A 26,611-nucleotide genomic window follows, 5' to 3' on the forward strand; every position below is an offset into this window, starting at 1 on the left:
CAGTTTATGAACAGTTCCCAGTTGAAGAGCGATCGCTATCTTTGGGCAACTGGCTCAGTTGCCGCAATGCTCCCTGTCGGAGAATTCGTGCAAGACAGATATCAGGTTGTTGCACCTCAAATTTGGTTGGATACTCAACCGATACTGCCGCCTCAGATTCCCGAACAGTTGCCAGACAATCTTTACCCTTACCTGCGCTTGTATCAAGAGCGCTTTCATCTCCCCGAAGTATATGGATATGCGTTGCTGGGAAATTCTCCATCCCCGACGGAGATTCTGTTGCTAGAAAATGTCCCACTGGATGCCACAGGCAAGCTATTGCCTTCCATTTTGGACGTATTGCCGCAAGCATCGGCAGTCCGCCAGATTTACTGGCTGTGGCAAATTCTGGAACTTTGGACGCCGCTTGCGGAATTTGGGGTAGCTTCTAGCCTTTTAGTTGCTGACAATCTCCGAGTGGAAGGGTGGCGGTTACGGTTGTTGGAACTTTACGCCGATCCCGTCACCGACCCAGATATCGGAGTTGCCCATACAAACAACGGGAATGGGGTTTCCGACCGCAGGCAAGCCGGAAGAAGTCGGCGAGAGAAAAAATTTCTGCCTCTCACCTTGAGCCTTGAGCCTTTTGCCGCTCACGCCTTAGCGGAACCGACCGGGGAACAAATGGTTGTGGGGTTTGGGCCAAGTCTCCGGGATCTGGGCGTTGTTCTAGCCAGTTGGTGTCGATTAATACAGACATCAGTAGTGACGCCGCTTTTAGAAATTTGCGAACAGATGCAAGCCGAAGATGTGACCGAAAGCGCGATCGCCGAACGGCTGAATCAGCTATTACTAGAGCAGGCAGCGGAACTCCCCTTGCGCTTGCGGGTTGCCGGTGCCACAGATACAGGTCCCCAACACGATCACAACGAAGACACCTGCTATCCCACCGCGCGGGATTTGCTAGCAGCAGACTTCACCCAAACAACTGACCCGTTGATTCCCCACTTGAGCATCGTTTGCGATGGGATTGGCGGTCATGAAGGTGGAGAAGTTGCCAGCCAGCTAGCAGTACAATCCCTGAAACTGCAAGTGCGGGCGCTTTTGGCTGAAGTGGCAGAGCAAACGGAAATCGTGCCGCCGGAACTGGTGAAAGAGCAACTAGCGGCAAGTATTCGGGTGGTAAATAACCTAATTTGTGCCCGAAATGACGAACAAGGACGAGAGTCCAGGCGACGGATGGGAACGACGCTAGTAATGGCTCTCCAGCTGCCCCAGAAGGTGACGACGGCTAATTCTGATTTGGGGAATGCCCACGAACTCTATATCGCCCATGTTGGGGATAGCCGCGCCTACTGGATTACCCCCCATTCCTGCCAGCTGCTGACAGTAGACGATGACGTTGCGGCAAGGGAAGTGCGAATGGGGCGCAGTCTCTACCGCGAGGCATTGCAGCGACCCGATGCGGGGGCACTCACCCAAGCGCTAGGCACGAGGGATGCCGAGTTTCTTCGTCCGAATGTGCAACGCTTCATTGTGGAAGAAGACGGACTGCTGCTGCTGTGTTCTGATGGTCTGAGCGACAATAACTGGGTTGAGCAATCCTGGGCGGATTATGTAGAGCCGGTGCTTCAGGCTAAAATTCCCCTAGAGGCGGCAGTCCAGTCCTGGATTGACTTAGCGAATCAGAAGAACGGTTACGATAATACTTCAGTCGTGATTACTTACTGCCGCGTTTCCCCAGAGTATCCGGTGCTACTCAATTTTGGCGAGATCGGGAATCTCAGCTTGATACCGAAAGCTAGCCTGCAAACCGAACTCGCTGAAACCGTGAAGTATATTGAAGCGGTGCCGGTCGAGATCGTTCCGGCAAAGCCAAACCGACTGCGCCGAGGGAAAGGGTTGGTCGTAGCACTGGGATTGCTGCTGCTGATGGGGGGTAGTGCTGCTGGGTTATATGCTTGGTGGAAATACAATCCTCAAGGGTTACAGCAAATACGCGATCGCTTGTTCAATCCCACACCCTTGCCAGTGTCAGTCCCCGAAAATTCTCCATCTCCCGCTTTCAGTGTGCCGCCATCGCCGCAGAACTCTCCGTCTCCATCCACAGCAGTGCCGCCACCTCCAGTAAATTCGGCGTCGCCAGTTCCGTCAGTACCCCCTCCAAGTCGATAAAGAGGAAGTTACCGTCCTGTGCAAGAATATTAAGGTTGTTCAAAATAGCACAATGCTTGGGTACTGGTAAGAGCCAAGCGTCTTGATAGGCAACGCTCCCAGCTCACGCTTGGTGGAAGCAGTCATTCCTCAAAAGAAGGCTGTACCAGTTTGACTCAGATACCCAACCGGAGATCAAGAAATGAAAGTAGGCGATCGCGTCCGCGTTATCAAATCTGTGATTGTTTACCACCATCCTGAAAATAAGGGTAAGCCTTTTGATGTCAAGGATCGGGAAGGAGAAGTAGTAGCAATCGTTCACGAATGGCAAGGCAGACCCGTCAGCGCCAACCTTCCAGTTTTTGTCCAGTTTGACAAAAAATTTAAAGGTCACTTCCGCGAGGATGAGCTAGAAGCTTTAAATTAGGCAAGTTGTCAATGGCTCATATTCGCTATTAGCTATCTCGCCATTGACTATCATCGCCTACCGCGATTAAACCAGCCAAATATATTGATGTCACCCCGCATTCTCTGCAACTCTTGCCGATTAGCTTCCGCTGTCATTTGATACCACTGGCAGTAACGCTCAAGTTCCTTTCGGTACTCGGCTTCCCGGTAAAAGGCATGAGTCATTTGGTAGGTGGCAAAGATTTCCGCTGCGCGTGGAGGCGCTGGAATAAAGTGTGGGAATTCTTTGGGCATTTTTGAAGGTTGAAGGTTGAAGGTTGGAAGAATAATCGCTTCAAACTACTGTCTAAACTTTTTAAAGCCAGCCTTTAAGGCGATAGATCCCTGTTCCAATGTATTCTTTTAAAGCTCTGGTTGACTTGTGTAACCGCTCGGCATCTGGTAAAACATTCAGTATCCGAGCTTGCAGGCTGCTGTTGAGTTCGAGGAAGTCTGCTTCTGTCACCAAAAAGTCGGTGGGTGCTGCGATCGCTTGAATCCCCTGACGCTTGAAAATCAAGAGCGATCGCGGCATATGCATTGCCGAAGTCACTAATAACACTCGGCGAATTCCCTGCTTTTCTAAGATTTGCCCCACATTCACCGCATTTTCATAAGTGTTGAAAGAGCTAGGATCTTGAAGAATGGCAGATTTAGGGACGCCTAATGTTTCCAAAATTACAGCCATATCCGCAGATTCCGGTGCCCCACTGCCCCGCCAGTCGATGCGTCCGCCGCTGGCAATCACGAGGGGAGCTTTGCCTTCGCGGTATAACTGGGCACCATAGAAGACGCGATCGCCCTCTTCGCTCAAATCCACACTCGGTCGCGGCGGCGAAGCCGATTTCGTGGCACCACCCAAGATGACAATTGCCTCGGCAGTTGGGAGTTCTGCCGGTGGGAGATTTTGCCATTCTAGCGATCGCAATAACGAGTTCTCCACCCAGCCATTACTACCCGCCAACAAGGCAATCAATGCCAGAACAATCGGCACCGCTGCCCAACGAGGACGTTTCCACAGCAATACCAGTGCCACAATCATCAGCACGCAGGCAAGACCCAAGGGATAGATGAATAGCGGTAGCAGTTTTGAGAGAAACAAAAACATAGAAAAAGGTAATGGGTAATTGGGAAAAAGCTAATTGCTATACCATCAGGACTTACGCAACGTCACCACATCTAGGGGCAACCACAGGGGAACTGCCCCTACAAAACGCTATAGGTATAAACTTTGCGTAAGTCCTGACCATTTCAGCTTAAGGTTGCCACAAATAAATTGCTGGAAGTGTCTACTGACAAGACTTGTGCCATCCAAAATCTAAAATCCAAAATCTAAAGTGGTATAACTCCCTGTCTCCCCCTTTGCGCCTCGGCTTTCCATCCCTAGCAGGATTATTCTTCCCGGTTATCTTCTGTGTTGTCTTCCCGGTTATCTTCTGTGTTGTATTCTGTATTATCTTGTTGGTTATTTTCTTTGTTGCCCCGGTCGCGGCGACCACTCAAGCCACGATATGATTTTTTGGGTTTACCATAGCGTTTTCTGTTTGCCGAACTATTCCTATTCAGCCCACTGGAAACTTCTTTAGTCTCCTCAGAACGTAGCTGTCGTGGTTCATCTTTGGCTTTTGACCAGGCAACCACCCATGCCCCCGCAAAACCCCCAACGGCCCCAAGAAAGATGCTCAAGGGTACCCGATACCCCAGCATTACAAAGCAAATCAGAAAAAACAACCAGTACTTCAACCCAGCGGAGAACCCATTTGAGAGTCCAAGCGATCTGAACCCAGTGTTTTTGTCAGTCATAAGTGTCTGGCTAATCGAAGAGTCGCTAATCGAAGAGTGGTTGAACAATCCTTCAATTAGCCAGTCTTCGATTAGCTATTTAATTGTGACTCCCAATCTTGAGTAGTGTCTAAAGTTTTCACGTAGGGTTGTTCCGACTGGGTAAAAGGTTCAGCAGCGGCTTGTTGCTTAGCCAATAGGTCAACGGTGGCATCAGAGACATCGCCAGTACGGGAGGAGAGGCGATCCTTGCAAACTTCCATCGGTGCGGTGCAGTGGAGGATTTGCAAAGGGATTTGGTGAGCAGTGGCTTGAGCGATCGCATCTTCTCTCAACTTCTGCCGATCGTACTTCGCATCTAAAATCACCGACCAACCCTGGCTTGTCAGCATTATCCCCAATTCCAACAACCGGCTGTAAGTCTTCTGGGTCATCTCATCGGAATAAAGGTCTGCCCCCCCCTGTTGTTCCAAGGGAATGCCTCCTAAATGTTTCCGCAGCGCATCCGAACGGATGTGAATTGCCCCCAAGCGTCGCGCCTGGAGTCGCGCTACCGTACTCTTTCCAGAACCCGATAGACCAGACATCAAAAACAGCTTTCCTTGGCGCGAGGAACCGCTAACAGCAGCATCCGCCGGAGACGGCGAGGAGCCTAGAGCAGCATCCGCCGGAGACGGCGATCGCGTGTATTCCCACGCCAGTTGGTAATATTGGGCAGCAGTGGCGGCGGCTTTTTCCTTATCCGCTGCGGGAACAGCAGGATCGTCCAACAAGAAAGAAGTCACCTTCGCCCGTACATAAGCTTGACGGCTCAAGTACAAAGGCAGCACCTGCAACCCCTCCCAATCTCCCATCTGCTCGACATAAGTATTCAAATAGGCATTGCCGAGGTCTGGACGCGATCGCGCATCCATATCCATCACTGCATAGGCAATGTCAAACATAACATCGACAAAGCGAAATGGCTCGTTAAATTCAATGCAATCAAATAGCAGAATCTTGTCTTGCCAGAGGCAAATATTTCTCAGATGCAAATCCCCGTGGCATTCCCGAATCCAATTATTTTGAATTCTGCTTTTAAATAACTCCTCTCTATCAGCAAAGAAAGAGTCTGTATACTGCCTAGTTTTCTCGTAATGTTCCTGAGTTTGCGGTCCACCGATATATTTTTCAGTTTGCCGATAATTTTCATCAATGGCATCTCGAACTTGAGCCACTTCACCAAATTTACGAATATAGTCATCCGTCTGCGCTTTTTCATGAAATTTGGCAACAACCCGTCCCAAATCCTCCATGAGTTTTTCCGTCAGCAAGTCTTGCTCAAACAGGTTGCTGAATAAGCCATCTTGGGGAAACTGGCGCATTTTCAGCACATATTCTACTGGCTCACCCGTACCACTTAGATGAAATTGGTCGTCTGTCTGAGTAATGGGCAAAATTTCTAAATAAATTTCCGATGCACCGCGCTGATTCAGCCGGATTTCTTCATTACAAAAATGCTGCCTTAGCTCTAACGTTGAATAGTTTAAGAAGCCAAAATTCATCGGCTTTTTAACTTTATAAACAAAATCACCCGTCAACAACACATAAGAAACGTGTGTCTGAATCAGCTCAATTGGTTGCGTCACCGAATGAGGATAAAAACTCGGCTGCAACATCTGCTGAATTAAAGGAGGAAAAGAAGCTTCTGTCATATTCTTTGCGTTTTATAGCGTCTTTGCGGTTAAAAAAAAGCCAGGGGCTTAACCCCTGGTCTTAAAGGCAATGAGAAACAAACTGGCGCTTCGTGCGAACTGAAAAGTCAGCGCTTCGCTATCGCCTCATGCAGGTTCGGATACAACATCTGCCGATTCAGTTTCTGTATCTTCAGCCTCGACGCGAGGTTGGAGGACACTTACAGTCACTTGATCTGGCTCACCAAGCGCTGTCACTCCCGGCGGTAGAACGAGTTCGCTGATATGCAGCTTATCCCCTATACGCAAATTAGAGACATCAATCTCAATGGAATCTGGGATGCTTTCAGGCGCACATCGCACCTGAAGTTCCGTGAGTACGGGGTCTAATACGCCGCCGTCTTGCTTAACACCGTATGCCTCTCCCACATAATGTAGGGGCACTTGCACATCCAGGTCGCCATGAGCCGCGACAGCAAAAAAGCTGAGGTGATACAGGGAGGTTTTTTTCCAAGGATGCGTCTGCACTTCTTTGAGCAGTGTTTTACCACTCCAAGAAATGTCAGGAATGTTGAGCTGAATCAAGGTGTTATTAACGGAAGCACCTTTGAGTAAAGTTTCAGCTTTTTTGGCTTCCAAAGTCAGCTCAATTGATTCAGTTCCTTGGTGCCCGTATAAAACGGCTGGGACTAATCCACTGCGGCGAAGGGCATTCGGCTTGCTGCCTTCAGGTCGCTTTTGACATTCAACTGTATGTTCCATCTTTGTTGTTTGTGAGTTGCTAATAGTGTTGCGGTTGTAGATAGAGAGTTTTGCTCTTCGTAGTGGCGCGTAGCGCGTTTTGAATTTTGAGTAAAGAATACTTAATTCAACACTCAACACCCAAAACTTTCTATTACCGATGTGATGTTATCGGCGTGCCGTTGGCGTGCAATAGCGCCCGCTTGGGGCCGTGGATCGGATCTTCTACTATAATCGTTTGATCGCGGCTGGCACCGAGGGAGACGATCGCAATTGGGACATCCATCAACTCTGCGAGAAACTTGAGATAATCCAACGCCTGCTGGGGTAAGTCTTCCAGGGTGCGGCAGTCAGCAGTGGATTGTTTCCATCCGGACAGAGTCTTGTAAATCGGCTGACAGCGGGAAAATTGCCGAGAGTTGGTGGGGAAGTCTTCGGTGCGATCGCCATCAATTTCGTAGGCAACGCAGACTTTAATTTCCTCTAGTTCGTCGAGAACATCTAGTTTGGTGATCGCCAGACAGTCAAGACCGTTAATCCGCACGGCATAACGACCGATCACCGCATCAAACCAGCCACAGCGGCGCTTGCGCCCCGTCGTGGTGCCAAATTCCGCCCCGCGATCGCACAACATTTCTCCGACGCTGCCATTCTGTTCGGTGGGAAATGGCCCTTCTCCTACCCGCGTCGTGTACGCTTTAGCCACCCCAATCACGCGGTCGATCATCGTTGGTCCCACCCCAGCACCCACGCAAGCTCCCCCGGCGACTGGGTTTGAGGAGGTGACGTAAGGATAGGTTCCGTGATCCAAGTCTAAGAGCGTTCCTTGGGCACCCTCAAACAAAACATTGCGCCGTCGCCCAATGGCGTCGTAAATCTTTAGGGAACTGTCCACTATATGGGGACGCAAACGCTCGGCGTACTCCAGGTACTGCTCGATTACGCTTTCTGCATCCAAAGGCGGTAAGTTGTAAAGCTTTTCTAAAATGACGTTTTTATAATCGATCGTCCATCGCACCTGTTCGCGCAACCCATCGGTATCCATCAAGTCTAAGATCCGAATGCCGGTTCGCTCCGACTTATCTGCATAAGTGGGGCCAATGCCGCGTCCGGTGGTACCGATTTTATAGCTACCGCGTCGCTCCTCGGATGCCTGGTCAATTAACCTGTGGTAGGGCATTGTGACGTGGGCATTCTGAGAGATCAGCAGATTGTGGGTGGATATCTTCAGAGCTTCTAATTGATCCAGTTCTTCAATCAGAATCTGCGGATCGATGACCGTCCCACAACCAATAATGCACTCGGTGTCCGGATATAAAATTCCAGAGGGAATCAGGTGCAGTTTAAAGGTCTGCCCTTGCACCACGACGGTGTGCCCAGCGTTGACACCCCCTTGGTAACGTACTACGACATCCGCTGATTTGCTAAGTAAATCAGTTATTTTTCCTTTGCCTTCATCGCCCCACTGGGCACCGATCACAACTACGTTAGCCAAGGGTTTATTAAAAGAGCTAGAGTTTTCACAAATTACAATTATTAACAGATGGTGCTACCGCTGTCAACTTTGATTAACAATTCGCAGCTTCGGTAGGGGTAAGGGCACGCCGTGCCCTTACCAAATAACTAACAACTACCCAAAAGAGGTTCCTGTGTCTTTATATGCTGAATTACATCGCCATCTAGGCGGTTCTGTTGTGCCTCGCATTCTTTGGCGGTATTTCCATCGCAGCGATTCTGAGCTGGCTCAACGATTTCCGAACTATCCAGAATTTGAAGAATTTTACACGCGACCCCGCAACACGCTGGATGAGTATTTAGAACTACATACGCTGGTGGAAAGTACGCAAACGGCAGAAACTTTGCCCTACTTCATCTATCGGCTGATTCGGGGTGCTTATATCTTTGAGAATTTGGCTTATTTGGAGTTGCGATATACACCATATTTGCGAACGTCCGAGCATTTAAGCCAATCAGAAAGAATTGACCAAATGGCGACGATTGTAGACATTGTCGGCAAAGCCAGTCGGGTGCCTGAGTATCCGATTGTAACCAGCCAAATCCTGTGTATGCACTCGCGGCTACCTTATGAGGTGAACCGGGCGATTGTTGATTTGGCAGCACAGAAGAAGGAATATGTCTGCGCCGTGGACATGGCGGGGGGAGATGCCCAAATTTCCCAGCGTTTAGATGAGTTTGTTCAATTGTACAAGGATGCGCGATCGCTCGGCATCAAAACCACGGGTCATCTCTACGAAACCCCTTCTGGCTGTTATCCGGAACTGCTGCCGTATCTGATGCGAATCGGTCATGGCATCCAGATTCCCCTGCTATATCCAGAATTATTAACACAATTGGCTCAACGAAATCAGTGTTTAGAAGTATGTCCCACCACGTACCTAAAAACAGGAACGCTGGAAGATATGTGTCAACTCAAACTGGTGTTTGACCGCTGTTTTGAAGCGGGTGTAGATATTGCCATCTGCACCGATAATGCTGGGTTGCACAATGTGCGTCTGCCCTTTGAGTATGAAAATCTGCTGACGCTGGACATTATTGATTTTGAACAGTTGCAAGCTTGTCAGGAGGCAGCTTTCCGCCATGCCTTTGCTTGGCCTTACAGCCAGCGTCCGGCGTCGCTTTTGACAGGATTGCTGCAACCAGAATCTACGAATGTTTTAACAGTTAGTAGTTAGAAAATTAGTAGAGAAATCGATAGCGTTTTTCACTTGAACCAAATACAGCACAAGAACCTAATCTAGCCTTCTTCCCGATGCTGATTTTTCTCGCTAAATCTTTAAACACTTATCTTCAAATAGCTAAAGTTGAGTTGTCAAAAATGAGTAAATTCAAGACTTGCGAATTGGATGCATAAATGAGTGTTTTAGCTGGCGATGAGCGAACCGACAGGTCGGCGCAACGCGCGATCGCGCAGTCTCAGCATCAACAGGCTTAGAGAAGAAATATCCTTGCGCGTATTCGCAAGATGAGCGAACCGACAGGTCGGCGCAACGCGCTATCGCAGTTGAGCGAGTTGCTCTACGGTTTCCACACCCTCTGCGAACCGACAGGTCGGCGCAACGCTATCGCATTCATTCCGAAATTGTGAGCCAGCATCACGATTGTCCGGACAATCTCCAGACTCTCATTATCCACTGTCATCTGGCTGACGAAGGAGCGGTCAATTTTTAGCTTATCGATTGGAAAACGACGCAAATAACTTAAGGATGAATAACCCGTCCCAAAGTCATCCATATACAACTGAACGCCCAGCTTTCTCAGTCGCCAAAGCATCGCCGACGCAGATTCCACATTTTCCATAATGGCGCTTTCGGTAATCTCTAGTTTTAAACTGCTAGCATCCACGCCAGTTTCCGCAAAAATTTCAGCGATACGTTCCACTAAATCTGGTTGAGAAAACTGTTTGCCCGAAAGATTCACAGCACGATACTCAAAGGGATGGAACTCGGAAATTGCGTCTGCCATTCGCGCAATTGGGCACAAGCTTCGCGCAGTACCCACCAGCCAATCCGAGTAATCATTGCGGTTTCTTCTGCAACCGCAATAAACTCTCCCGGAGAAACAAAACCGCGTTCTGGATGTTGCCAACGTAATAGCGCTTCAAAACTAACAATCTGGTTGGTTTTTAGGCATACAATCGGTTGATAGTGAAGTAAAAACTCCCCTCGTTCGATCGCTCGTTGCAAATCGGTTTCTAACTGCAGGAGAGCCACTGCACGAGCGTGCATATTTTTATCGAAGACCTCATAACGAGCCTTCCCCAATGCCTTAGCTCGATACATGGCGATATCGGCATCGCGCAGCAGATCCTCTGGCTGGTCATAACCCGCTTGCGTCGGGGGTTCAAGCTTTCAGTGCGTAAGTCCTGATAAATTTAAATTTCTCCGTAGAAGCCTTCTTGGACGCTCGCCTCCCTTGCCGCGAGCGAATCGTGTAGGGATAGGGGCGGGTGTCAGCGTGAGTGCCTCTAGATTTACGGGCTTGAAGTACCCGAAAACCTTGACCCGTCATATCCATCTCACCCCAGTTCGGAACGTACACATCCAGAACTACATCGTAACTATTGAGCAGGCTGTAAAGAATGCTCTCATTGAGCGTTTTGGGAAGAATCGTGTCAAATAATGCTACATCAAGTTGCCGCAGCAGACGGTTCTTGCGTTCGATGAAGGTGATGAACTCATCCGGAGCATACTGGACAGCAAGCGGGGTGAGAGAATCTGTAATCAACCGACAGGGTTTGGGCATTGCCCGCAGGTGACGCTCGATATCGTAGAGAAAGCGTTCCATATCAGTCAATGGTTTCTACCATAACCCTCTCCGCCAGGGGCAATTTAACGGTGATTTCTTTATTTTATGCTCAAGATTCTATCGGCAATGGCAACTAGCGGCGGTTGTGCGACTGGCTCCACCTGAGTATGGAGAGGGAGAAATCCTAATTCCCCTGTTTTTTAGGGGAATTGAGGAGGGTAAATCTGCCCGATTGAGATGCGCTTGATTAGTGGGATTAGATGGCTTGAATCCACTCTTTGAGTTCATATTCAGTCCAGATGCCGTTTTGCCAGTAAGGGTCGGCTTCAATCAACTGGCGCACGGCGGCTTCATCTTCCGCTTCGTAGATGCCGAAGACTTTAGAGATATCCTTCGTCGGGCCAATGGTAATCAGAACACCAGCTTCTTTTTGAGCAGCAAGACCGTCTAGATGCGCTTGCCGGTAGGGCGATCGCTTGTCTAAAACATCCTCGCAATAGCTTCCCCACATTATGTATTTAGGCATGGCTAATCGCAGTAAAGTGTTGAGTGTTGAGTGTTAAATTCAACACTCAACACTTGATTTAACTTCTCAGATTAACGCCGAATTTTTCGACGAGAGCTTCGCGGACTTTTTGATGCACTGGCTCGACATCTTCATCGGTAAGAGTGCGATCGCTTTCTCGGTAAACTAAGCGAAACGCTAAGCTGCGCTGTCCTTCTGGGACATTTTTCCCTTGATATTCATCAAACAACTCGACCGATTCTAGTAGGGATGTACCCTTGTGGTTGCCCGCAACGGCAGCTTTAGCGATCGCTCGTTTCAATTCTGAGACAGAAACCTGAATCGAGGCGAACAAAGCCAGATCCCGACTTGATGCTGGGAAAGTAGAGTAAGGCTTGAACAAGGGCGTCCGGTTTTCCTCTGCATCCAGGTAATCCAAAACAACATCCAAATCCAGCTCGAAAACGTAGACTTCATCAGGCAAGTCCCGTTCTTGCCGTAGTTGGGGATGGAGTTGCCCAAACGTGCCCAATCGGTTTCCCTGCACCCACAAAGAAGCCGTGCGTCCGGGATGCAGGCGTGGGTCGCGGCGGTCTGGTTGATATTCTACTGGCAGGCTGAGTTGCTCAAACACGCTTTGCAACGCTCCTTTAGCTTCAAACCAAGTCATTGGTTGTGGCTTCCCGCCTCGCGTCCAAGTGCCTTGGGTGCATGAGTCTCCACCTAAAATTCCAGCAACGGAATCAGCTTCGATAAGTCCATCCTCTTCCCGCCAGAAGATCCGACCCATTTCAAACCCGTTCAACGGGCCGTTGCCTTGTTCTAAGTTGTACTGGAAGGCGTCAATCAAGCCGGAGATCAGCTCAGTTCGCAGAGATGAATATTCTGCAAACATGGGATTAGCGATCGCTACTTCTGTATCGTTCTTGCTTTTCGCTACTGAGTAAGAGTAGTGCATGACTTCTGTCAATCCTGCTGCCCGAAAAGCTTCCCTCATCTGGCGCATCAGCATCTGATCGACAGAAAGATACCCAGGTTCAGTCTTGTCTGGTAGGGTGTCGCAGAATTTGTTGTAGCCGTAGAGGCGAGCAACTTCTTCAATTAAATCAATTTCTCGCTCCAAGTCTCGGTAGCGATAGGGCGGTACTTTCACCGTCCACATCAGGGATTCGGAAGAATGAAGCTTAGAATCTTCTTCATCCTTCCTCGTTTTGCTTTCATCCTTTTTCGTCACTTGCTGTAGCTGACACCCCAGTGCAGTTAGGATGCGCTCAACATCTTCAGCGTGAACTTCCCCCGTGGCATCTCCCAACTCTACCGGACCTAAAACGTGGTTTACCCGGTCTAGACGCAGTTCAATCGAGCGACTCCAGGTTGAGGGGTCGGGTCTTGTATCGGCAATTTCCTGTGCCACGGGAGTGCCACCTGCGAACTCCGAGAGCAGCGCGATCGCTCGTTGACAAGCAATTCCCAATTCTGCCTGATTGACGCCCCGCTCGTAGCGTCCAGAGGCTTCTGTCCTTAAATTTTGACTGCGTGCCGACCGGCGGATTGCCACCGGGTCGAACAAAGCGGCTTCTAAAATTAAATTTTCAGTCCCCTCATAAACTTCTGTTTCTTCACCGCCCATGACTCCAGCTAGTGCCACTGGCTGGTCGTTGGCAGTAATCAGCAGATTTTGGGGTTGCAAGGTGCGGGTTTGACCGTCGAGCGTTTTTAGGGATTCCCCAGTATTGGCAAAGCGAACCCCAATCTGTAGCGGTGAGGTTCCTCCGCCTCCACCACTTGCCAAAGATTGCAAGCGATCGCGGTCAAAAGCGTGCAGCGGCTGACCCCATTCCAGCAAAATATAGTTGGTAATATCTACCACATTGTTAATGGGTCGCACTCCAGCGGCTTGTAATCGCCCCTGCAACCATGCCGGAGAAGGCGCAATTTTGACTTTTTCGATTCCCGTCCCGATATAAGCCGGACAAGCTTGACCAGAAGCAATTCGCAACTTCAAACCGCCATTCCCCGTCGGGATTGACACTTCTGGGGCTTGTGGAAGTCGCAGCGCCGCACCCGTCAGCGCCGAGACTTCCCGTGCTACGCCGACCATACTCAAAGCATCAGCACGATTTGCTGTAGATGTCAAGTCTAAAATCACATCATCTAAGCCCAGGAGCGATCGCGCATCGCTACCCAGTTGCAGATTTTCCTGCCCAAAGATATGAATTCCTGCGGACTCTTTTGCCAAACCTAATTCAGCTAAAGAGCAAATCATCCCCTCAGAAGGAACGCCCCGGAGTTTAGCCGGTTTAATTTTCAGCTCAACAGCAGGCAGATAAGTCCCGATGGTGGCGACAGGCACATAAATATCTGCTCTGGCATTGGATGCCCCACAGACAATATTCAACGGAGACGTTGCCCCCACATCGACCGTACAGACCCTGAGCTTATCCGCGTTCGGATGGGGTTGAATCTCTAGAACTTTCCCCACCACCACCCCATCTGCCCAAGTGCGACGGTCTTCAATATCTTCTACTTCAAACCCAGCCATTGTTAGCGTGTGCGCCAACTCCGCCGGAGTCATCCTCAAGTCAACCAATTCTTGTAGCCAGTTCAGAGAAATACGCATCTACGCTTAAGCTTTTACTTACCTCAGCCCGATCATTTTACCGTTTTGTACAGGTGAAGCTTGTCCGGCGGCGAGTGGGTACCAAAGATGGCACACGCAGACGAAGCCTTCTGGGAGGGTGAATGCGATCGCCTCTCCCGGTGAGCGTGTTCCTTAGCACCAGCGCCCCTCAGCATCTTTGCCCCTTTGTTCTTCCCAAGTTTTGCCCTCACTTCCAGATGTAATCAGAGTTTCAGGGGTAACACCAATCACATCTAGCGCTTCCGGATGTGCTATCAAAGAGATGGAAACAATTTTTGTGCTTAATCCCGATCCGCTTCTTCTGTTCGCCAGTTGTTTGATGACAATTTAATACCATCTATACTGCAATGTTCGAGAAAAATCTTGGCATTTGCAGGAGTACATCGTTTTTCAATTCTTTAAGCAAAGATTAATCGTCTTTAGCAACTCTTTAAAGAATTGTCCGTAAATGTACCATGCTTATTGTTTATTAATGCCTCGATAATTAAAGTTAGGGTAGCAATATCCGGTTGCAGCGTCCCGGTGAGTCTGAATGAGCTACTGCCTCAATCCCGCCTGTCCAAATCCGCAAAACCACGACCACGCCGAAGTTTGTCGGGCCTGTGGCTCCGAACTCCTATTGCGAAAGCGCTATCGAGTCAGTAAAGCGCTGGGACAAGGAGGTTTTGGAGCGACCTTTTTAGCTGAAGATGAGTCTCTGCCTGGGGAGCCGAGTTGCGTGATCAAGCAACTAAGACCGGCAACGACTGTAGCCCACGTTTTACAAATGGCACGCGATCTATTTGAAAGAGAAGCGAGAACCTTGGGAAAGATTGGCAATCATCCCCAGGTGCCACGGCTGTTGGATTACTTTGAAGACAATCAGCAGTTTTACCTTGTGCAAGAGTATATCAGCGGCTTGACGCTACAGCAGGAGGTGAAAGGAGCGGGTCCTCTAAGCGAAGCCGGAGTCAAGCAATTCTTAAGCGAAATTTTGCCCGTTCTGCATTACATCCACAGCCAGCAGGTGATTCACCGGGACATCAAACCAGCTAACTTGATTCGCCGCGAACAAGACCGCAAACTGGTTCTGATTGACTTTGGAGCGGTGAAAAACCAAGTCAATCCGACAACGGCAAGCAGTAGCTCCGAGCAAACCGCTTTGACGGCTTACGCGATTGGGACACCCGGATTTGCCCCACCCGAACAGATGGCAATGCGCCCGGTTTATGCTAGCGATCTGTATGCATTGGGGGTCACTTGCGTTTATCTGCTGACTGGAAAATCGCCAAAAGACTTAGATTACAACCCGTCAACAGGGGAAATGCTCTGGCGAAAGCAGCTTCAGATCAGCGATCATTTTGCCGATGTTCTCAAAAAATTGCTGGAGGTTTCGGTTCGTCATCGCTATCAGTCTACTGAGGAAGTCTTGAGAGCGCTTGACCTTGAACCGTATCTCGACAGCTTGGAGCAAGGCTTAACGACTAAACCCAATAACTCGCAGCGACCACCACAAACGGGCAATCGCTACAACTCTGGAGACTTAAGCAGCCCAACTCTCTCCTCAACCCCTTCGGTTGGCACCTCAGCCTCAGAACGTCTGGCGATGGCAATTCGAGCGCGTCGAGAAAAGTTAGGAATGACGGGACCGCAAACCGGGGGAAGTATGTACAAACCAGGTGCTGCTACCGGCTCTGGTTATCCGCCGACGATGCTCAAAAATAGCGGTTCTAGCGGCAATTCCAAGCCAAAAGTTCCTGCCAAGTTGGATGCCGTCGGCGTGTTAACTGCCTACACCAAAGGCAGACGAGACTTTGCCTCTCAAGATTTAAGTTTGCTGAATCTGCAACGGGTTAACCTATCGGGAGGCATTTTTCATCAGGCTAAGTTGAATAAAACTAACCTTCAGGGAGCTGACCTGACAAGTGCTGATTTTGGCAGAGCGAGTTTAGTTGGGGCAATTCTGAAGGAGGCAAATCTGGGCAGGGCTTACTTTAGCACGGCGAATTTGGAAGGAGCTGACCTACGCGGTGCAGATTTGAGCTTTGCCTATCTCAATCATGCGAATCTCCGAGGCGCAAATTTGTGTGGCGCTAATCTCACGGGTGCAAAAGTTAGCGAGGAACAGCTGGCGCAGGCAAAAACGAATTGGGCAACCGTTTTACCCACTGGCAAAAGAGGTTTTTGGTAATCGGAAATGGGGAAGGAGAGTGATGAGTTTTGAGTGAGAAGAAAGTTCTGTAATTCAAAACTCAAAACTTACACGACTTACGCAATAGCACCACATCTGAGGGCAACCACAGGGGGATTGAACCGACAAGAACGCTATATGTATAAGCTTTGCGTAAGTCCTGACTTAAAAACTTTTACCACTGATTTTTTAGGTTAGCCAATCGGTAAAACTTGCACCGGCTCTCCCACTGGAATGAAGGTTTGACCAACTGGTAAAACAGCGAGACCATTGGTTTGAGCTAGATTAATTAAATTACCCGAACTGTGACTCCCGCCAGCCAAATGAAATTCGTAGGCACCGTTTACTAAATTCATTTTGCCCCAAAGGTAGCTTTCTCGCTTGCCATCTGAGCGCAAATCGTGATGCGATCGCGCTTGTACAAACTTTGGCTCCCAGCCATCAGCAAGACCGGCAAGTTTTCTCACGGCTGGCTGCACAAATCGCCAAAAACTTACCAAAGAGGAAACTGGATTTCCCGGTAGACCGAAGTATAGGACAGGGCGCTGGGCGTTGGGAAATCTGGCGACGGTTAAAGGTTTACCGGGTTTAACAGCAACCGCACGGATGTGAATCTCAGCACCGAGTTGGGCAAGAATTTCATCCACATAATCGTAGTCGCCTACGGAAACACCGCCGGAAGAAATTACCACGTCAGCGGTGGCGACAGCTTGCGCGATCGCCTTCTTTAGTGCCTCTGGTTCATCCCTGACAATCCCCATCATCTGAGGTTCAGCGCCCGTCTGGGCCACTAATGCAGCGAGGGCATATTGATTGGAGTCTACAATCTGACCGGGCTTCAGGGGTCGATCGGGTGTCACCAATTCGTCGCCAGTGGACAAAATTGCCACGCGAGGGCGTCGGTAAACGGGCAATTGAGTACACTGAGCAGCTGCCAAAATAGCGATTTCGGGAGCATTGAGTCTAATCCCCGCTGGTAAAAGTGGGGTTCCCGCCTGGTAAAAAGACGCCCGGTGACGTACGAAGGCTCCTGGTGCTGCTGGAGCAGCTAAGATAAACACTTGCTTGTCCTCCCGTCGCGTCACTTCCTGCATCACTACGGTGTCAGCGCCCTCTGGCATCACAGCACCCGTCAAAATGCGGGCGGTTTGCCTTGTTTGGAGCGATCGCTGCGGTTGATATCCGGCTGGAATCTCCTCTACAATTTCCAGTACCGCTGGCTGTTCGGCACTAGCTGCTTGCACATCGGCAAATTGCACCGCATACCCATCCATTGCTGAGTTAGTCCAGTGGGGAAAATCCAGTTCGCTCGTCACCGCACCCACTAAAATCCGACCATTGGCACTAGAAAGGTCTACAACCTCAGCATCCATCTGATTATCCAGAGGTTGCACTAAATCGAAAATGATTGCCTCTGCTTCTTTAACCAACAGCATCGCCATCAATTCAGCCTCTAATCTCAAGAATTATCTAAAGAATTGTCAGTCAGTAGAGACGCTGATTAATCGCATCTACAGGTTAGTTGCATTGCATAGCGGCTCTTTTAACCAAGATATCTGTAAGTCGCTTTTGTCTATCCGATGAAACCCGCCCATGCCAGTTAGTTAGTAAGCGGTTTTTGGAGTGTCTTACCCTACAGTCGTCGCTCCCATCGATGCCTTAACGGACAACGGACAAAAAGCGGATAGCTGAAAGCTTAATATAGAAATAGACCGTCGGAAAAGCCATTTTTCATGCGTAACGAACTAACCAACCGCCGATTTCCTAAGGTTCCTATTGAGCGACGGTGTATTGCTTTTACGATTGATTTTCTAATTATTTGGCTGTTTAGCTTGCCCTTTGGGGCAAATGCTCCGGGCATCCCGATTGCACAAATCCTGGTTTTCATTGTCGCATGGCTGGCTTTGCGGGTGATTCTGGTTGCGAGAAATCAGGGACAGAGTGTGGGACGCTGGGCAATGGATATGAAAGTAGTCGATCCCAAATACCGCAAAACGCCGGGGCTTTTTGAGTTATGCAAGCGCGAAGGTATTCTGGGATTCGCTGCTGTTTTGGCGATGGTGGGACTGAGCATTGGTTTGGCGAACGGAATCTCTTTGCTGCTGCTGATCAGCCCTCTAGCTGTGGATTGTGGGGTGGCTTTTGCAGATGCTGAGTGGCAACAAGCTTTTCACGATCGCGTTGGGCGAACCTGTATCGTGCAGACACGCCGGGGTTACTCTCTAGATATTAGGGTCAAGAAATTACTTGCTCAAGTGACTCGTCGTATGAAATAATAATGGTTTGTGTTTAATTTTGTCCACTTGGATTTTGTAGAAATAGCATTATGGCAAGTAAGAAGGGGGCGCGCCTGATTGTGACGTTGGAATGCACCGACTGTCGCACCAACATCGCCAAGCGATCGCCAGGAGTTTCCCGATACACAACCACCAAGAACCGCCGTAACACCACGGCGCGGATTGAACTGAAAAAGTTTTGCACCCACTGCAACAAACATACCGTCCACAAAGAAATTAAGTAATTATCAGTCCTGAGTCATTAGTCTGATATTAATGACCAATGACTGCTGAGTGCTGACCGCTGACAATTCACAACGAACCACTAACGATGACTTACTTCCGTCGCCGCCTTTCCCCGATTAAACCTGATGAACCCATCGACTACAAAGATGTCGATCTATTGCGGAAATTTATTACAGAACGGGGTAAAATACTGCCTCGCCGAATTACAGGTCTAACAGCCAAGCAACAACGAGATTTAACCGTAGCAATTAAACGGGCACGCCTTTTGGCTTTATTGCCCTTCATCAACGCTGAAGGTTAACTCAATTTTGGATTGGGGATGGGTGGATTTTGGACTTAGATCGAAAATCTACAATCTACAATCGCCACGCCGCTAAACTGGTAGATAGATGGGTCCAATGAATGCTACTGCGTAAGCCAAAAACTTGTGGAGAAAGGAACGTTAATTGAGTTTCGGCTGCATGGAGAGCGGCGTCTTGCTGTTGCAGAACGTCAAGAGGGCAAAACGCACTGGATTGTGGTAGACGAGAAAGGTCAATCCCACACCATCCATCCCCGGCAAATTACCTATGAGATTGCAGGTCAAAGTTATAAACCTGCACAGATTTCCAGCTTCTTCCAAGAGGTACAGCGCTATCTAGACCCAACCGGCTTGGAGGTAGCGTGGGAACTGTTGGTAGAGGATGGGATGAGCGTTACAGATGTGGAAATGGCGTCAGTGCTGTTTTCCGACCAAAGCCCGCCGCTGTGTTACGCGGCGTACTATTTGCTGTCTGAAGATAGACTTTATTTCAAGCAAAAAGGCGATCGCTACGAGCCGCGTCCTGCTACTCAGGTAGCAGAACTGAAACATCAGATAGAAGTCGAAAAAGAACGGCTCTGGCGACGAAAAGAATTTGTAGAGCGCGTGCAAAAGGCACTCGCAGGCGAACAGGTCGAGTGGGAACGCCGCGAACGCCAACGCCTGGAAGCCATTGAAAAATATGCGGCTTTGTTGACAGATGTTGTCCGTGCTGGACTGAATCAAGAATCTCTGAATCGCGCCTATCCCCCTCCAGCACCTGTTTTGGAAACCATGAGCGAGCTTGGACGCCCCGGAACTCCCCAAGCTGCGTTTCAACTGCTGGTGGATTTGGGATTTTGGAGTCCTCACGAAAATCTATATCTGCGGCGCAGTCAGATCCCCGTTCACTTTCCAGACAAGGTGATAGAAGTGGCTAAGCAGTATGCTGAGTTCGCGCCGAACGATCCGGATGAGCACCGATTGGATCTGACTCATTTGAAGGTGTACACGATTGATGATGAAAGTACCAAGGAGATAGACGATGGCTTGAGTATGGAAACCCTCGCCGATGGGCGTCAGCGGCTTTGGATACACATTGCCGACCCCTCGCGCTTGGTTTCGCCAGGAGACGAATTAGACTTAGAAGCTAGACGGCGCAGCACGACGTTGTATTTACCGACGGGGATGATTCCGATGTTCCCGCCGAGTTTGGCAACCGGGCCGATGAGCCTAGTGCAAGGAAAAATTTGTTGGGCGCTGAGTTTTGGCGTGGTTTTGGATGAAAGGGGAGCCGTAGAGGACTATAGCATCTGTGCCAGCTTAATTAAGCCGACCTATCGCCTGACTTACGACGATGTGGATGAGATGCTGCAACTGGGTATCCAGGCAGAACCAGAGATAACAGCGATCGCTTCTTGGGCGAAACGTCGCCAATTATGGCGGCAGTCTCAAGGATCGATTAACATCCATATGCCAGAGGCGATGATTAAAGTAAATGGTGACGAAATCATCATTGAAATTTTAGAAGACTCACCCGCACGCCAATTGGTGGCGGAGATGATGATTCTCACTGGTGAAGTTGCCGCCCATCACGGCAAAACTCACAATATTCCCCTGCCCTTTCGCAGTCAACCCCAACCCGAACTTCCCTCAGAAGAGGAACTATTGCAGCTGCCAGCGGGACCCGTGAGGTTTTGTGCAATGCGGGGATGTATGCCCCGCAGTGAAATGAGTATCACGCCGGGACGACACGCCGGTTTGGGGCTGGAAACCTACGCTCAGGTAACATCTCCGATCCGCCGCTACAGTGACTTGCTGGCGCATTTCCAAATAAAGGCGCACCTGCGCGGCGAACCCACCCCCTTCTCAGCGCAAGAGTTACAAGAAGTCATGCTGGGTATCGGCACCGCTTCCCAAGAAGCAAGGTTAGTGGAACGCCAGACAAATCGTTATTGGGGGTTGGAGTATCTGCGGCGTCATGGCGATCAGGTTTGGCAAGCGCTGATGCTGCGATGGTTGCGAGAAGATGACCGATTAGGATTAATTTTGTTAGAAGATTTAGGGTTGGAGTTGGCGATGCGGTTCACCCACTCAGTGGCACTGGGCGATCGCCTGGAAGTCCGAGTTAGCCACGCCGATCCCCGGCAAGATGTCATTCAGTTCCGCCAGCTCATCGATCAAGAAGCTCAGCCAGCTGGCACGTAAAAAAAAGAGTGCTGAGGACTGACTCAAGAGGACTGAGTGAGAAAATAGTGCTGAGGACTGACTCAAGAGGAAGAAAAAACAAAATAGATTTCACGTTTCCCCTGATGCTTATTTTCTACCTTAATTATCAGTCTTCAGCTTTCAGTCCTCAGTCCTTTCCAGCGGGGCGAGAAAAGACAAGCTATGAATAACATTCGCAGAACTATCGCCATTTTAGGAATTACCACGCTAATTGGTGGACTTCCCCTTGCTGTCTACGCTCAGTTGCCACCCAGCCAGTTGCTGAGTGCCGCTGATAATAACAAGGCAGCGATGAGCGCGGTTGATTTATACAACCGGGGCGTTGATAAACTGGATGCCGGTGATTATGAGGGGGCGATCGCAGACTTTAACGAAGCGATCCGGCTGGCTCCCAACGATGCGGAGTCCTATTACAACCGGGGGTATGCCCGTCACGTTCTCGGAAATTACCAGCAAGCGATCGCAGATTATACTGAGGCGATTCGGATTAATCCTCAGTACGGAAATGCTTACGGCAACCGGGGATATTCTTACTATCTTCTAGAAAATTATCAACAAGCGATCGCTGATTCCACCGAGGCGATTCGACTCAATCCCAAAGATGCGAGTGTCTACATCAACCGAGGCAATGCCCACGACGATCGAGGAGAAACTCAAGCCGCAATTGCCGATTATACCGAAGCCTTACGAATCGACCCCAAGAATGCCAGAGCTTATTACAATCGGGGTTTGGCTTACAACCGGCTAGGAGAACACGCCAAAGCGCTTGACGATTATACTCAGACGGTAAATTTAGATTCTAAATTTGCTGAAGCCTATTACAACCGGGCAGTTACCTACTTACGATTAAATAATCGCCAAGCCGCAGTGAAGGATTTTCAGAAATCCGCAGACCTTTTTAAGTCCCAAGGAAGAACAGAAAGTTACCAAGATGCGCTAGAAGCTACAAAAAGCCTTCAACCGTAAACCTACGTTCAATTCAAAATAGAAGGCAAAAGACGAAAGAAAGAAATTCTGTTTCTTTTTACTGTTTAACTTTTGCCTTGTTTAACCCGTTCCTGAAAAGTATCAGGTGGGTGCTTAGCCTACATTGGATGCCGACATGGCAACAAATATCAAGCTGCTAAGCAGAGCGATCGCTCCGATACCCATGAAGAGGTAGTTGCGCTGTTGATCCTTGGAAGGGGGTTCTGCCTTGTAAACTTTTGGTTCTACTGCAAAATTGTTCAAGCGTCCGCCGTCTTCAGTTGTATATCGCATGAATGATATCCTTTGTTTGCTTAACTTTGTAAATAATTGTAACAAAGAATCGAGTTAATAACTCTATCTTTTGCAGGAATTTTTTACACTACTTCAGCCAGAGGCGAGAACCTCGGTAGCGATTGGGTGCAGGAGTGCCCTGCGTAGAAGTTGAATTTACATTCTCCTCAGCCCCTCTATCCTTTAACTGGTAATCGTGCCGGTCAGGGGAGAACTGGCGTTGGCGTAGACTTTCACAGGTATCCGTCCGGCTTGATAGGCGAGACGCCCAGCCTCGACACCTAGAGCCATTGCACGACCCATCGCGGCTGGATTTTTTGCCAGTGCGATCGCACTATTGATCAACACGGCATCAGCCCCCATTTCCATTGCCTGCGCTGCCTCACTGGGCGTAGCCAGTCCGGCATCCACCACCACCGGCACCCCAGCATTCTCAATAATGATTTCAATATTCGCTGCATTCTTGATGCCCTGTCCGGAACCAATCGGCGACCCCAAAGGCATCACCGTCGCACAGCCAACCTCTTCCAATCGTTTAGCCAGTAAGGGGTCAGCATTAATATAAGGCAGAACCGCAAAGCCTTCCTTCACCAGTTGCTCTGCCGCTTCCAAAGTGCCAATCGGGTCGGGCAGTAGATACTTTAAGTCAGGAATCACCTCTAACTTGACAAAGTTATTGTCTTCTTGACCCAAAAGCTTTGCCATCTCCCGCCCCAGACGCGCCACTCGAATCGCCTCTTCAGCGGTTTTACAGCCAGCAGTATTGGGTAGCATCCAGATTTTTGTCCAATCCAGCGCTTCAGCCAGCCCTTCATGTCCGGGCGCTTTTGTTTGTACCCGGCGCACCGCCACCGTAACAATTTCGCAACCGCTAGCAGCAATACTTTGCTGCATTTCTTCGATGCTGCGATACTTGCCGGTACCAGTCATCAGGCGAGAGCGAAAAGTCCGACCCGCAATAATTAAAGGATCGGATGGCAGTTCTAAAGAGCGATTTAATGGTAGGGACAACCCTTGGGATCGCCCGGATTCAGAGGGATGGCTTAATTGAAGCATGGTTGGAGTTGCATTGACGGGGCTAGTTTTAGCGTAGAACCTAGAGTAGTGAAAATGGTCTAACAGGGGATCGGACTTTTGCTCCCAAATTAGGTCTGCCAGCAAGGAAGCCGTCACGGGTGCTAGCAGAATTCCGTTGCGGTAATGACCCGTTGCCAGCGTTAAATTTTCGCAAGCGCTAGAACCGAGAATGGGTAACTCATCGGGTGTCGCCGGTCGAAATCCCCACCAAAATTCTTGGATGGGAAAGTGCTGCAAGGCGGGATAAAGGCGAATCGCACTTTCCAGTAAGGTTCGTATCCCGGTTGGAGTGTTATGGGGTGTGAATCCCACATCCTCGCTAGTGGCTCCAATTATCAGTCGTCCATCCCGACGCGGCACGATGTAAGTGTCTGAACCATACAGCACTCGCTGTATGGGCAACCCTTCTTGGTTAAACCCAGGCACTTGCACGGATAGCATTTGACCCTTTTTCGGACTTACTGGAATTGGCAACAATTCATTTGACCAAGCGCCGGTGGCTAAGACATAGTGTTGAGCGCGAAAATCCCCAGATGCTGTTCTGACGCAGCTGATTCGCCGCTTCTGTTGCTGGAGTGCTTCAGCTGCAACGCCTTCGCATAAATTTACACCCAGTTCTCTCACCGCCACCCGCAATGCTTGAACTAAAGCCCGATTGTCTACTTGACCATCTTCGGGATACCACCAACCACCAACTACATCTGAACCCAGTCCTGGTTGAATTTGATGAATAGCATCCTTATCTAACCAGAGTGCTGAGGATTGAGGAGTGAGTATGGCATTTTCTTCCTCAGTCCTGAGTCCTCGTTGCTCAGTCTTGACATAAACGGGTGCCAAGATGCCACTAGGCCAGTAGCCGATGGATACAAGAGCGATCGCTTCCAGTTTACTCGCCCAGTCCGGATACAAATCCCGACTCCGCATACACAAATCCAGCATTGCGCCGGTCGGAATCCCTTCTGCCTGGGGTGCCAGCATTCCAGCGGCGGCATGAGCCGCTGCGGAGTTGAAGTCGCGGCACAGGACGGTGACGGTTGCCCCCCGTAAGCGAAGTTCGAGGGCGATCGCTAAGCCGATCACGCCGCCGCCGATGATGAGAATGTCACTTTCTGTATTCATATAGATATAGCCGATTTAACTAAAATCCGACTCTAAGGCTTTCAATAAATCAACGCATACGCCTTAGAAAAAGATGGCGTTCTAATTTAAGCCTAGTCAAGAAGTGTTGCCGATGAGAGGTAGCGATCGCCTTAGTCTCTGTCATGCCGACGGATTGCTTCGGGACACGAGGCGCTCCGCAAAACCACCCCTCTTCCCCTTTCTATGATTGATTTTAGCCTCATCCCTTCCCTGAAGCGATCTTCTCTGTGACCATGACCTCAACTCGGATTTCTGGAAAACAGTCTCTCAAAAATTAATAATTATTCACCAAAATCCCCACTTTACTTGCAGATGCCTCTGTGAGCGTTTTAACTAGCCATCTGCTTCAGCCAGTGTAGCCGATTAGGCGAAGTCAATCCGAGTTATCCGTGCAGTTTAAGACTTTCTCGACCAGTGCCGTTGTCGCCAGAGTCCTAAATAGTCTGAAAGACTCGGTTTCACGTTGTAGTGTCAGCGTGTTCCATTAGCCTGGACATTTTTGTCTTTTGTTCCAAATTATTAAATAAAAGAACATAAAAGTTGCAATAACTGTAAATTACAGCTTTATAAGCTTTTAGAGAGAAGGGAGAAGATTTTAAAAATATAATCTTCTAAATAATCGCGTTTAGTACCCGATCCCTTCCTCTAACCCCTTTATTTTCTGCGGCAGTTGGACAATAATGCAGTTCATACCCAGATAAAAAGCAATCTACGGCTGGCTTTCTTCGGCAGCGACCCTATTCATGCCCTGCCTAACACCAAAGACAACCATCCTGGTTTGAAATGAAACTATAGGAGACGAAGCGAGTGAAACTGTCAGTATACGGAAAAGGCGGAATCGGCAAATCCACAACCAGCTGCAATATCTCTGTGGCTCTAGCCAGACGCGGCAAGAAAGTCCTGCAAATTGGCTGTGACCCCAAGCACGACAGCACCTTTACCCTCACCGGCTTCCTGATTCCCACGATTATCGACACGCTCCAAGAAAAGGACTACCACTACGAAGATGTCTGGGCTGAAGATGTCATCTACAAAGGCTATGGCGGCGTCGATTGCGTAGAAGCAGGGGGTCCCCCAGCCGGTGCTGGTTGCGGCGGTTATGTGGTAGGCGAAACCGTGAAGTTACTCAAGGAACTGAACGCCTTCGATGAGTACGATATCATTCTGTTTGACGTACTGGGTGACGTGGTATGTGGCGGCTTTGCAGCTCCCCTCAACTATTCCGACTACTGCTTGATTGTCACTGACAATGGCTTTGACGCCCTGTTTGCAGCCAACCGGATTGCCGCTTCTGTCCGTGAAAAAGCTCGGACTCACCCCTTGCGTCTTGCCGGATTGATTGGCAATCGCACCTCTAAGCGCGACCTGATCGAGAAATACATTTCTGCGGTACCGATGCCGGTGCTGGAAGTATTGCCGCTGATTGAAGACATTCGCGTTTCCCGCGTTAAGGGCAAAACTCTGTTTGAAATGGCAGAGACTGACCCCTCGCTCAACTACGTCTGCGATTACTACCTCAACATTGCCGACCAAATTCTGGCGCGTCCAGAGGGTGTTGTGCCTAACGATTCTCCAGACCGCGAGTTGTTCTCCTTGCTGTCTGATTTCTACCTCAATCCCACCAAGCCAGAGGTGAAGACTGAAGAACAAGAGCTAGATATGATGATGGTTTAGAAATCTAAGGGAGAATGGCTCAATGCTTTTAGTGTCAATTTTGACGTGCGTATTGTTATGCACCATTCTCC

General features: G+C 49.4%; 23 protein-coding genes and 1 pseudogene. 10 read left to right on the plus strand and 14 right to left on the minus strand.

Features of this window, described 5'->3' with window-relative positions:
• Positions 1–6 precede the first annotated feature (6 nt).
• On the plus strand, positions 7–2,154 hold the full coding sequence (locus ACFW2W_RS10555) for a PP2C family protein-serine/threonine phosphatase (RefSeq protein ID WP_378177047.1): 2,148 nt from the start codon (positions 7–9) through the stop codon (positions 2,152–2,154).
• Between the two features lie 181 nt (positions 2,155–2,335).
• Positions 2,336–2,560, plus strand: coding sequence for a ferredoxin-thioredoxin reductase variable chain (locus ACFW2W_RS10560; protein WP_378177050.1), 225 nt, complete (start codon positions 2,336–2,338; stop codon positions 2,558–2,560).
• Between the two features lie 50 nt (positions 2,561–2,610).
• Here the strand turns inward: ACFW2W_RS10560 and ACFW2W_RS10565 are convergent, their stop codons facing one another.
• The 6 genes from ACFW2W_RS10565 to ACFW2W_RS10590 all read right to left on the minus strand — a co-directional run bounded on the left by ACFW2W_RS10565 (position 2,611) and on the right by ACFW2W_RS10590 (position 8,271).
• Positions 2,611–2,835 carry a hypothetical protein gene (locus tag ACFW2W_RS10565; RefSeq protein ID WP_378177053.1) on the minus strand — a complete coding sequence of 75 codons (225 nt, stop codon included), beginning with the start codon at positions 2,833–2,835 and terminating at the stop codon, positions 2,611–2,613.
• Positions 2,836–2,896: 61 nt separating this feature from the next.
• Positions 2,897–3,688 carry a YdcF family protein gene (locus ACFW2W_RS10570; RefSeq protein WP_378177056.1) on the minus strand — a complete coding sequence of 264 codons (792 nt, stop codon included), beginning with the start codon at positions 3,686–3,688 and terminating at the stop codon, positions 2,897–2,899.
• Positions 3,689–3,972: 284 nt separating this feature from the next.
• The gene (locus tag ACFW2W_RS10575) at positions 3,973–4,383 is read right to left on the minus strand and encodes a hypothetical protein (RefSeq protein WP_378177059.1); all 411 of its coding nucleotides are present in this window, start codon (positions 4,381–4,383) and stop codon (positions 3,973–3,975) included.
• A gap of 71 nt (positions 4,384–4,454) precedes the next feature.
• The gene (locus tag ACFW2W_RS10580; RefSeq protein ID WP_378177062.1) at positions 4,455–6,056 is read right to left on the minus strand and encodes an AAA family ATPase; all 1,602 of its coding nucleotides are present in this window, start codon (positions 6,054–6,056) and stop codon (positions 4,455–4,457) included.
• A 126-nt stretch (positions 6,057–6,182) separates the two neighbouring features.
• Positions 6,183–6,797 (minus strand): 50S ribosomal protein L25/general stress protein Ctc, encoded by a 615-nt coding sequence (locus ACFW2W_RS10585; protein WP_378177065.1) that lies wholly within the window; start codon positions 6,795–6,797, stop codon positions 6,183–6,185.
• 133 nt (positions 6,798–6,930) lie between these two features.
• Entirely contained in the window at positions 6,931–8,271 is a 1,341-nt protein-coding gene (locus ACFW2W_RS10590; RefSeq protein WP_378177068.1) for an adenylosuccinate synthase, read from the minus strand.
• Between the two features lie 154 nt (positions 8,272–8,425).
• On the opposite strand from ACFW2W_RS10590, the gene ACFW2W_RS10595 reads away from it, so the two are divergent.
• Positions 8,426–9,469 (plus strand): adenosine deaminase, encoded by a 1,044-nt coding sequence (locus tag ACFW2W_RS10595; protein WP_378177071.1) that lies wholly within the window; start codon positions 8,426–8,428, stop codon positions 9,467–9,469.
• A gap of 153 nt (positions 9,470–9,622) precedes the next feature.
• Here ACFW2W_RS10595 and ACFW2W_RS10600 read toward each other — a convergent pair.
• The 5 genes and pseudogenes from ACFW2W_RS10600 to ACFW2W_RS10620 all read right to left on the minus strand — a co-directional run.
• A pseudogene (locus ACFW2W_RS10600) lies at positions 9,623–10,618 on the minus strand (putative bifunctional diguanylate cyclase/phosphodiesterase); the annotation flags it as partial.
• A 19-nt stretch (positions 10,619–10,637) separates the two neighbouring features.
• Positions 10,638–11,081 carry a hypothetical protein gene (locus ACFW2W_RS10605; RefSeq protein ID WP_378177074.1) on the minus strand — a complete coding sequence of 148 codons (444 nt, stop codon included), beginning with the start codon at positions 11,079–11,081 and terminating at the stop codon, positions 10,638–10,640.
• Positions 11,082–11,298: 217 nt separating this feature from the next.
• Entirely contained in the window at positions 11,299–11,568 is a 270-nt protein-coding gene (locus tag ACFW2W_RS10610) for a YciI family protein (RefSeq protein WP_378177077.1), read from the minus strand.
• A 58-nt stretch (positions 11,569–11,626) separates the two neighbouring features.
• On the minus strand, positions 11,627–14,167 hold the full coding sequence (gene pheT, locus ACFW2W_RS10615) for a phenylalanine--tRNA ligase subunit beta (protein ID WP_378177081.1): 2,541 nt from the start codon (positions 14,165–14,167) through the stop codon (positions 11,627–11,629).
• 32 nt (positions 14,168–14,199) lie between these two features.
• On the minus strand, positions 14,200–14,343 hold the full coding sequence (locus ACFW2W_RS10620) for a hypothetical protein (RefSeq protein ID WP_378177084.1): 144 nt from the start codon (positions 14,341–14,343) through the stop codon (positions 14,200–14,202).
• A gap of 377 nt (positions 14,344–14,720) precedes the next feature.
• On the opposite strand from ACFW2W_RS10620, the gene ACFW2W_RS10625 reads away from it, so the two are divergent.
• Positions 14,721–16,358, plus strand: coding sequence for a pentapeptide repeat-containing protein (locus tag ACFW2W_RS10625; RefSeq protein WP_378177087.1), 1,638 nt, complete (start codon positions 14,721–14,723; stop codon positions 16,356–16,358).
• A 194-nt stretch (positions 16,359–16,552) separates the two neighbouring features.
• Here the strand turns inward: ACFW2W_RS10625 and glp are convergent, their stop codons facing one another.
• Complete coding sequence (gene glp, locus ACFW2W_RS10630; protein ID WP_378177213.1) at positions 16,553–17,794, minus strand: gephyrin-like molybdotransferase Glp; 1,242 nt, start codon at positions 17,792–17,794, stop codon at positions 16,553–16,555.
• 297 nt (positions 17,795–18,091) lie between these two features.
• Here glp and ACFW2W_RS10635 point away from each other — a divergent pair, with 297 nt between their 5' ends.
• From ACFW2W_RS10635 to ACFW2W_RS10655, 5 genes are all read left to right on the plus strand, one after another.
• A complete protein-coding gene (locus tag ACFW2W_RS10635; protein ID WP_378177089.1) occupies positions 18,092–18,634 on the plus strand; it encodes an RDD family protein in 543 nt (180 codons plus the stop codon).
• A 50-nt stretch (positions 18,635–18,684) separates the two neighbouring features.
• Positions 18,685–18,879 carry a 50S ribosomal protein L33 gene (rpmG, locus tag ACFW2W_RS10640; RefSeq protein WP_378177092.1) on the plus strand — a complete coding sequence of 65 codons (195 nt, stop codon included), beginning with the start codon at positions 18,685–18,687 and terminating at the stop codon, positions 18,877–18,879.
• An 86-nt stretch (positions 18,880–18,965) separates the two neighbouring features.
• A complete protein-coding gene (gene rpsR, locus ACFW2W_RS10645) occupies positions 18,966–19,181 on the plus strand; it encodes a 30S ribosomal protein S18 (RefSeq protein ID WP_378177095.1) in 216 nt (71 codons plus the stop codon).
• Positions 19,182–19,307: 126 nt separating this feature from the next.
• Positions 19,308–21,368, plus strand: a complete 2,061-nt coding sequence (locus tag ACFW2W_RS10650; RefSeq protein WP_378177098.1) for a ribonuclease catalytic domain-containing protein — start codon at positions 19,308–19,310, stop codon at positions 21,366–21,368.
• 183 nt (positions 21,369–21,551) lie between these two features.
• Positions 21,552–22,355 (plus strand): tetratricopeptide repeat protein, encoded by an 804-nt coding sequence (locus ACFW2W_RS10655; RefSeq protein ID WP_378177101.1) that lies wholly within the window; start codon positions 21,552–21,554, stop codon positions 22,353–22,355.
• Between the two features lie 114 nt (positions 22,356–22,469).
• Here ACFW2W_RS10655 and psb34 read toward each other — a convergent pair whose 3' ends face one another.
• Together psb34 and thiO are read right to left on the minus strand one after the other, a co-directional pair.
• Positions 22,470–22,649, minus strand: a complete 180-nt coding sequence (gene psb34, locus ACFW2W_RS10660; RefSeq protein ID WP_378177104.1) for a photosystem II assembly protein Psb34 — start codon at positions 22,647–22,649, stop codon at positions 22,470–22,472.
• Positions 22,650–22,832: 183 nt separating this feature from the next.
• Complete coding sequence (thiO, locus tag ACFW2W_RS10665; RefSeq protein ID WP_378177107.1) at positions 22,833–24,845, minus strand: glycine oxidase ThiO; 2,013 nt, start codon at positions 24,843–24,845, stop codon at positions 22,833–22,835.
• 828 nt (positions 24,846–25,673) lie between these two features.
• On the opposite strand from thiO, the gene bchL reads away from it, so the two are divergent.
• Positions 25,674–26,540 (plus strand): ferredoxin:protochlorophyllide reductase (ATP-dependent) iron-sulfur ATP-binding protein, encoded by an 867-nt coding sequence (gene bchL / locus ACFW2W_RS10670; RefSeq protein ID WP_378177110.1) that lies wholly within the window; start codon positions 25,674–25,676, stop codon positions 26,538–26,540.
• The last annotated feature ends 71 nt before the right edge of the window (positions 26,541–26,611 follow it).

Origin of the sequence: Coleofasciculus sp. H7-2 (assembly GCF_042747725.1) — a bacterium.
In the GTDB taxonomy this organism is placed as follows: domain Bacteria; phylum Cyanobacteriota; class Cyanobacteriia; order Cyanobacteriales; family FACHB-T130; genus FACHB-T130.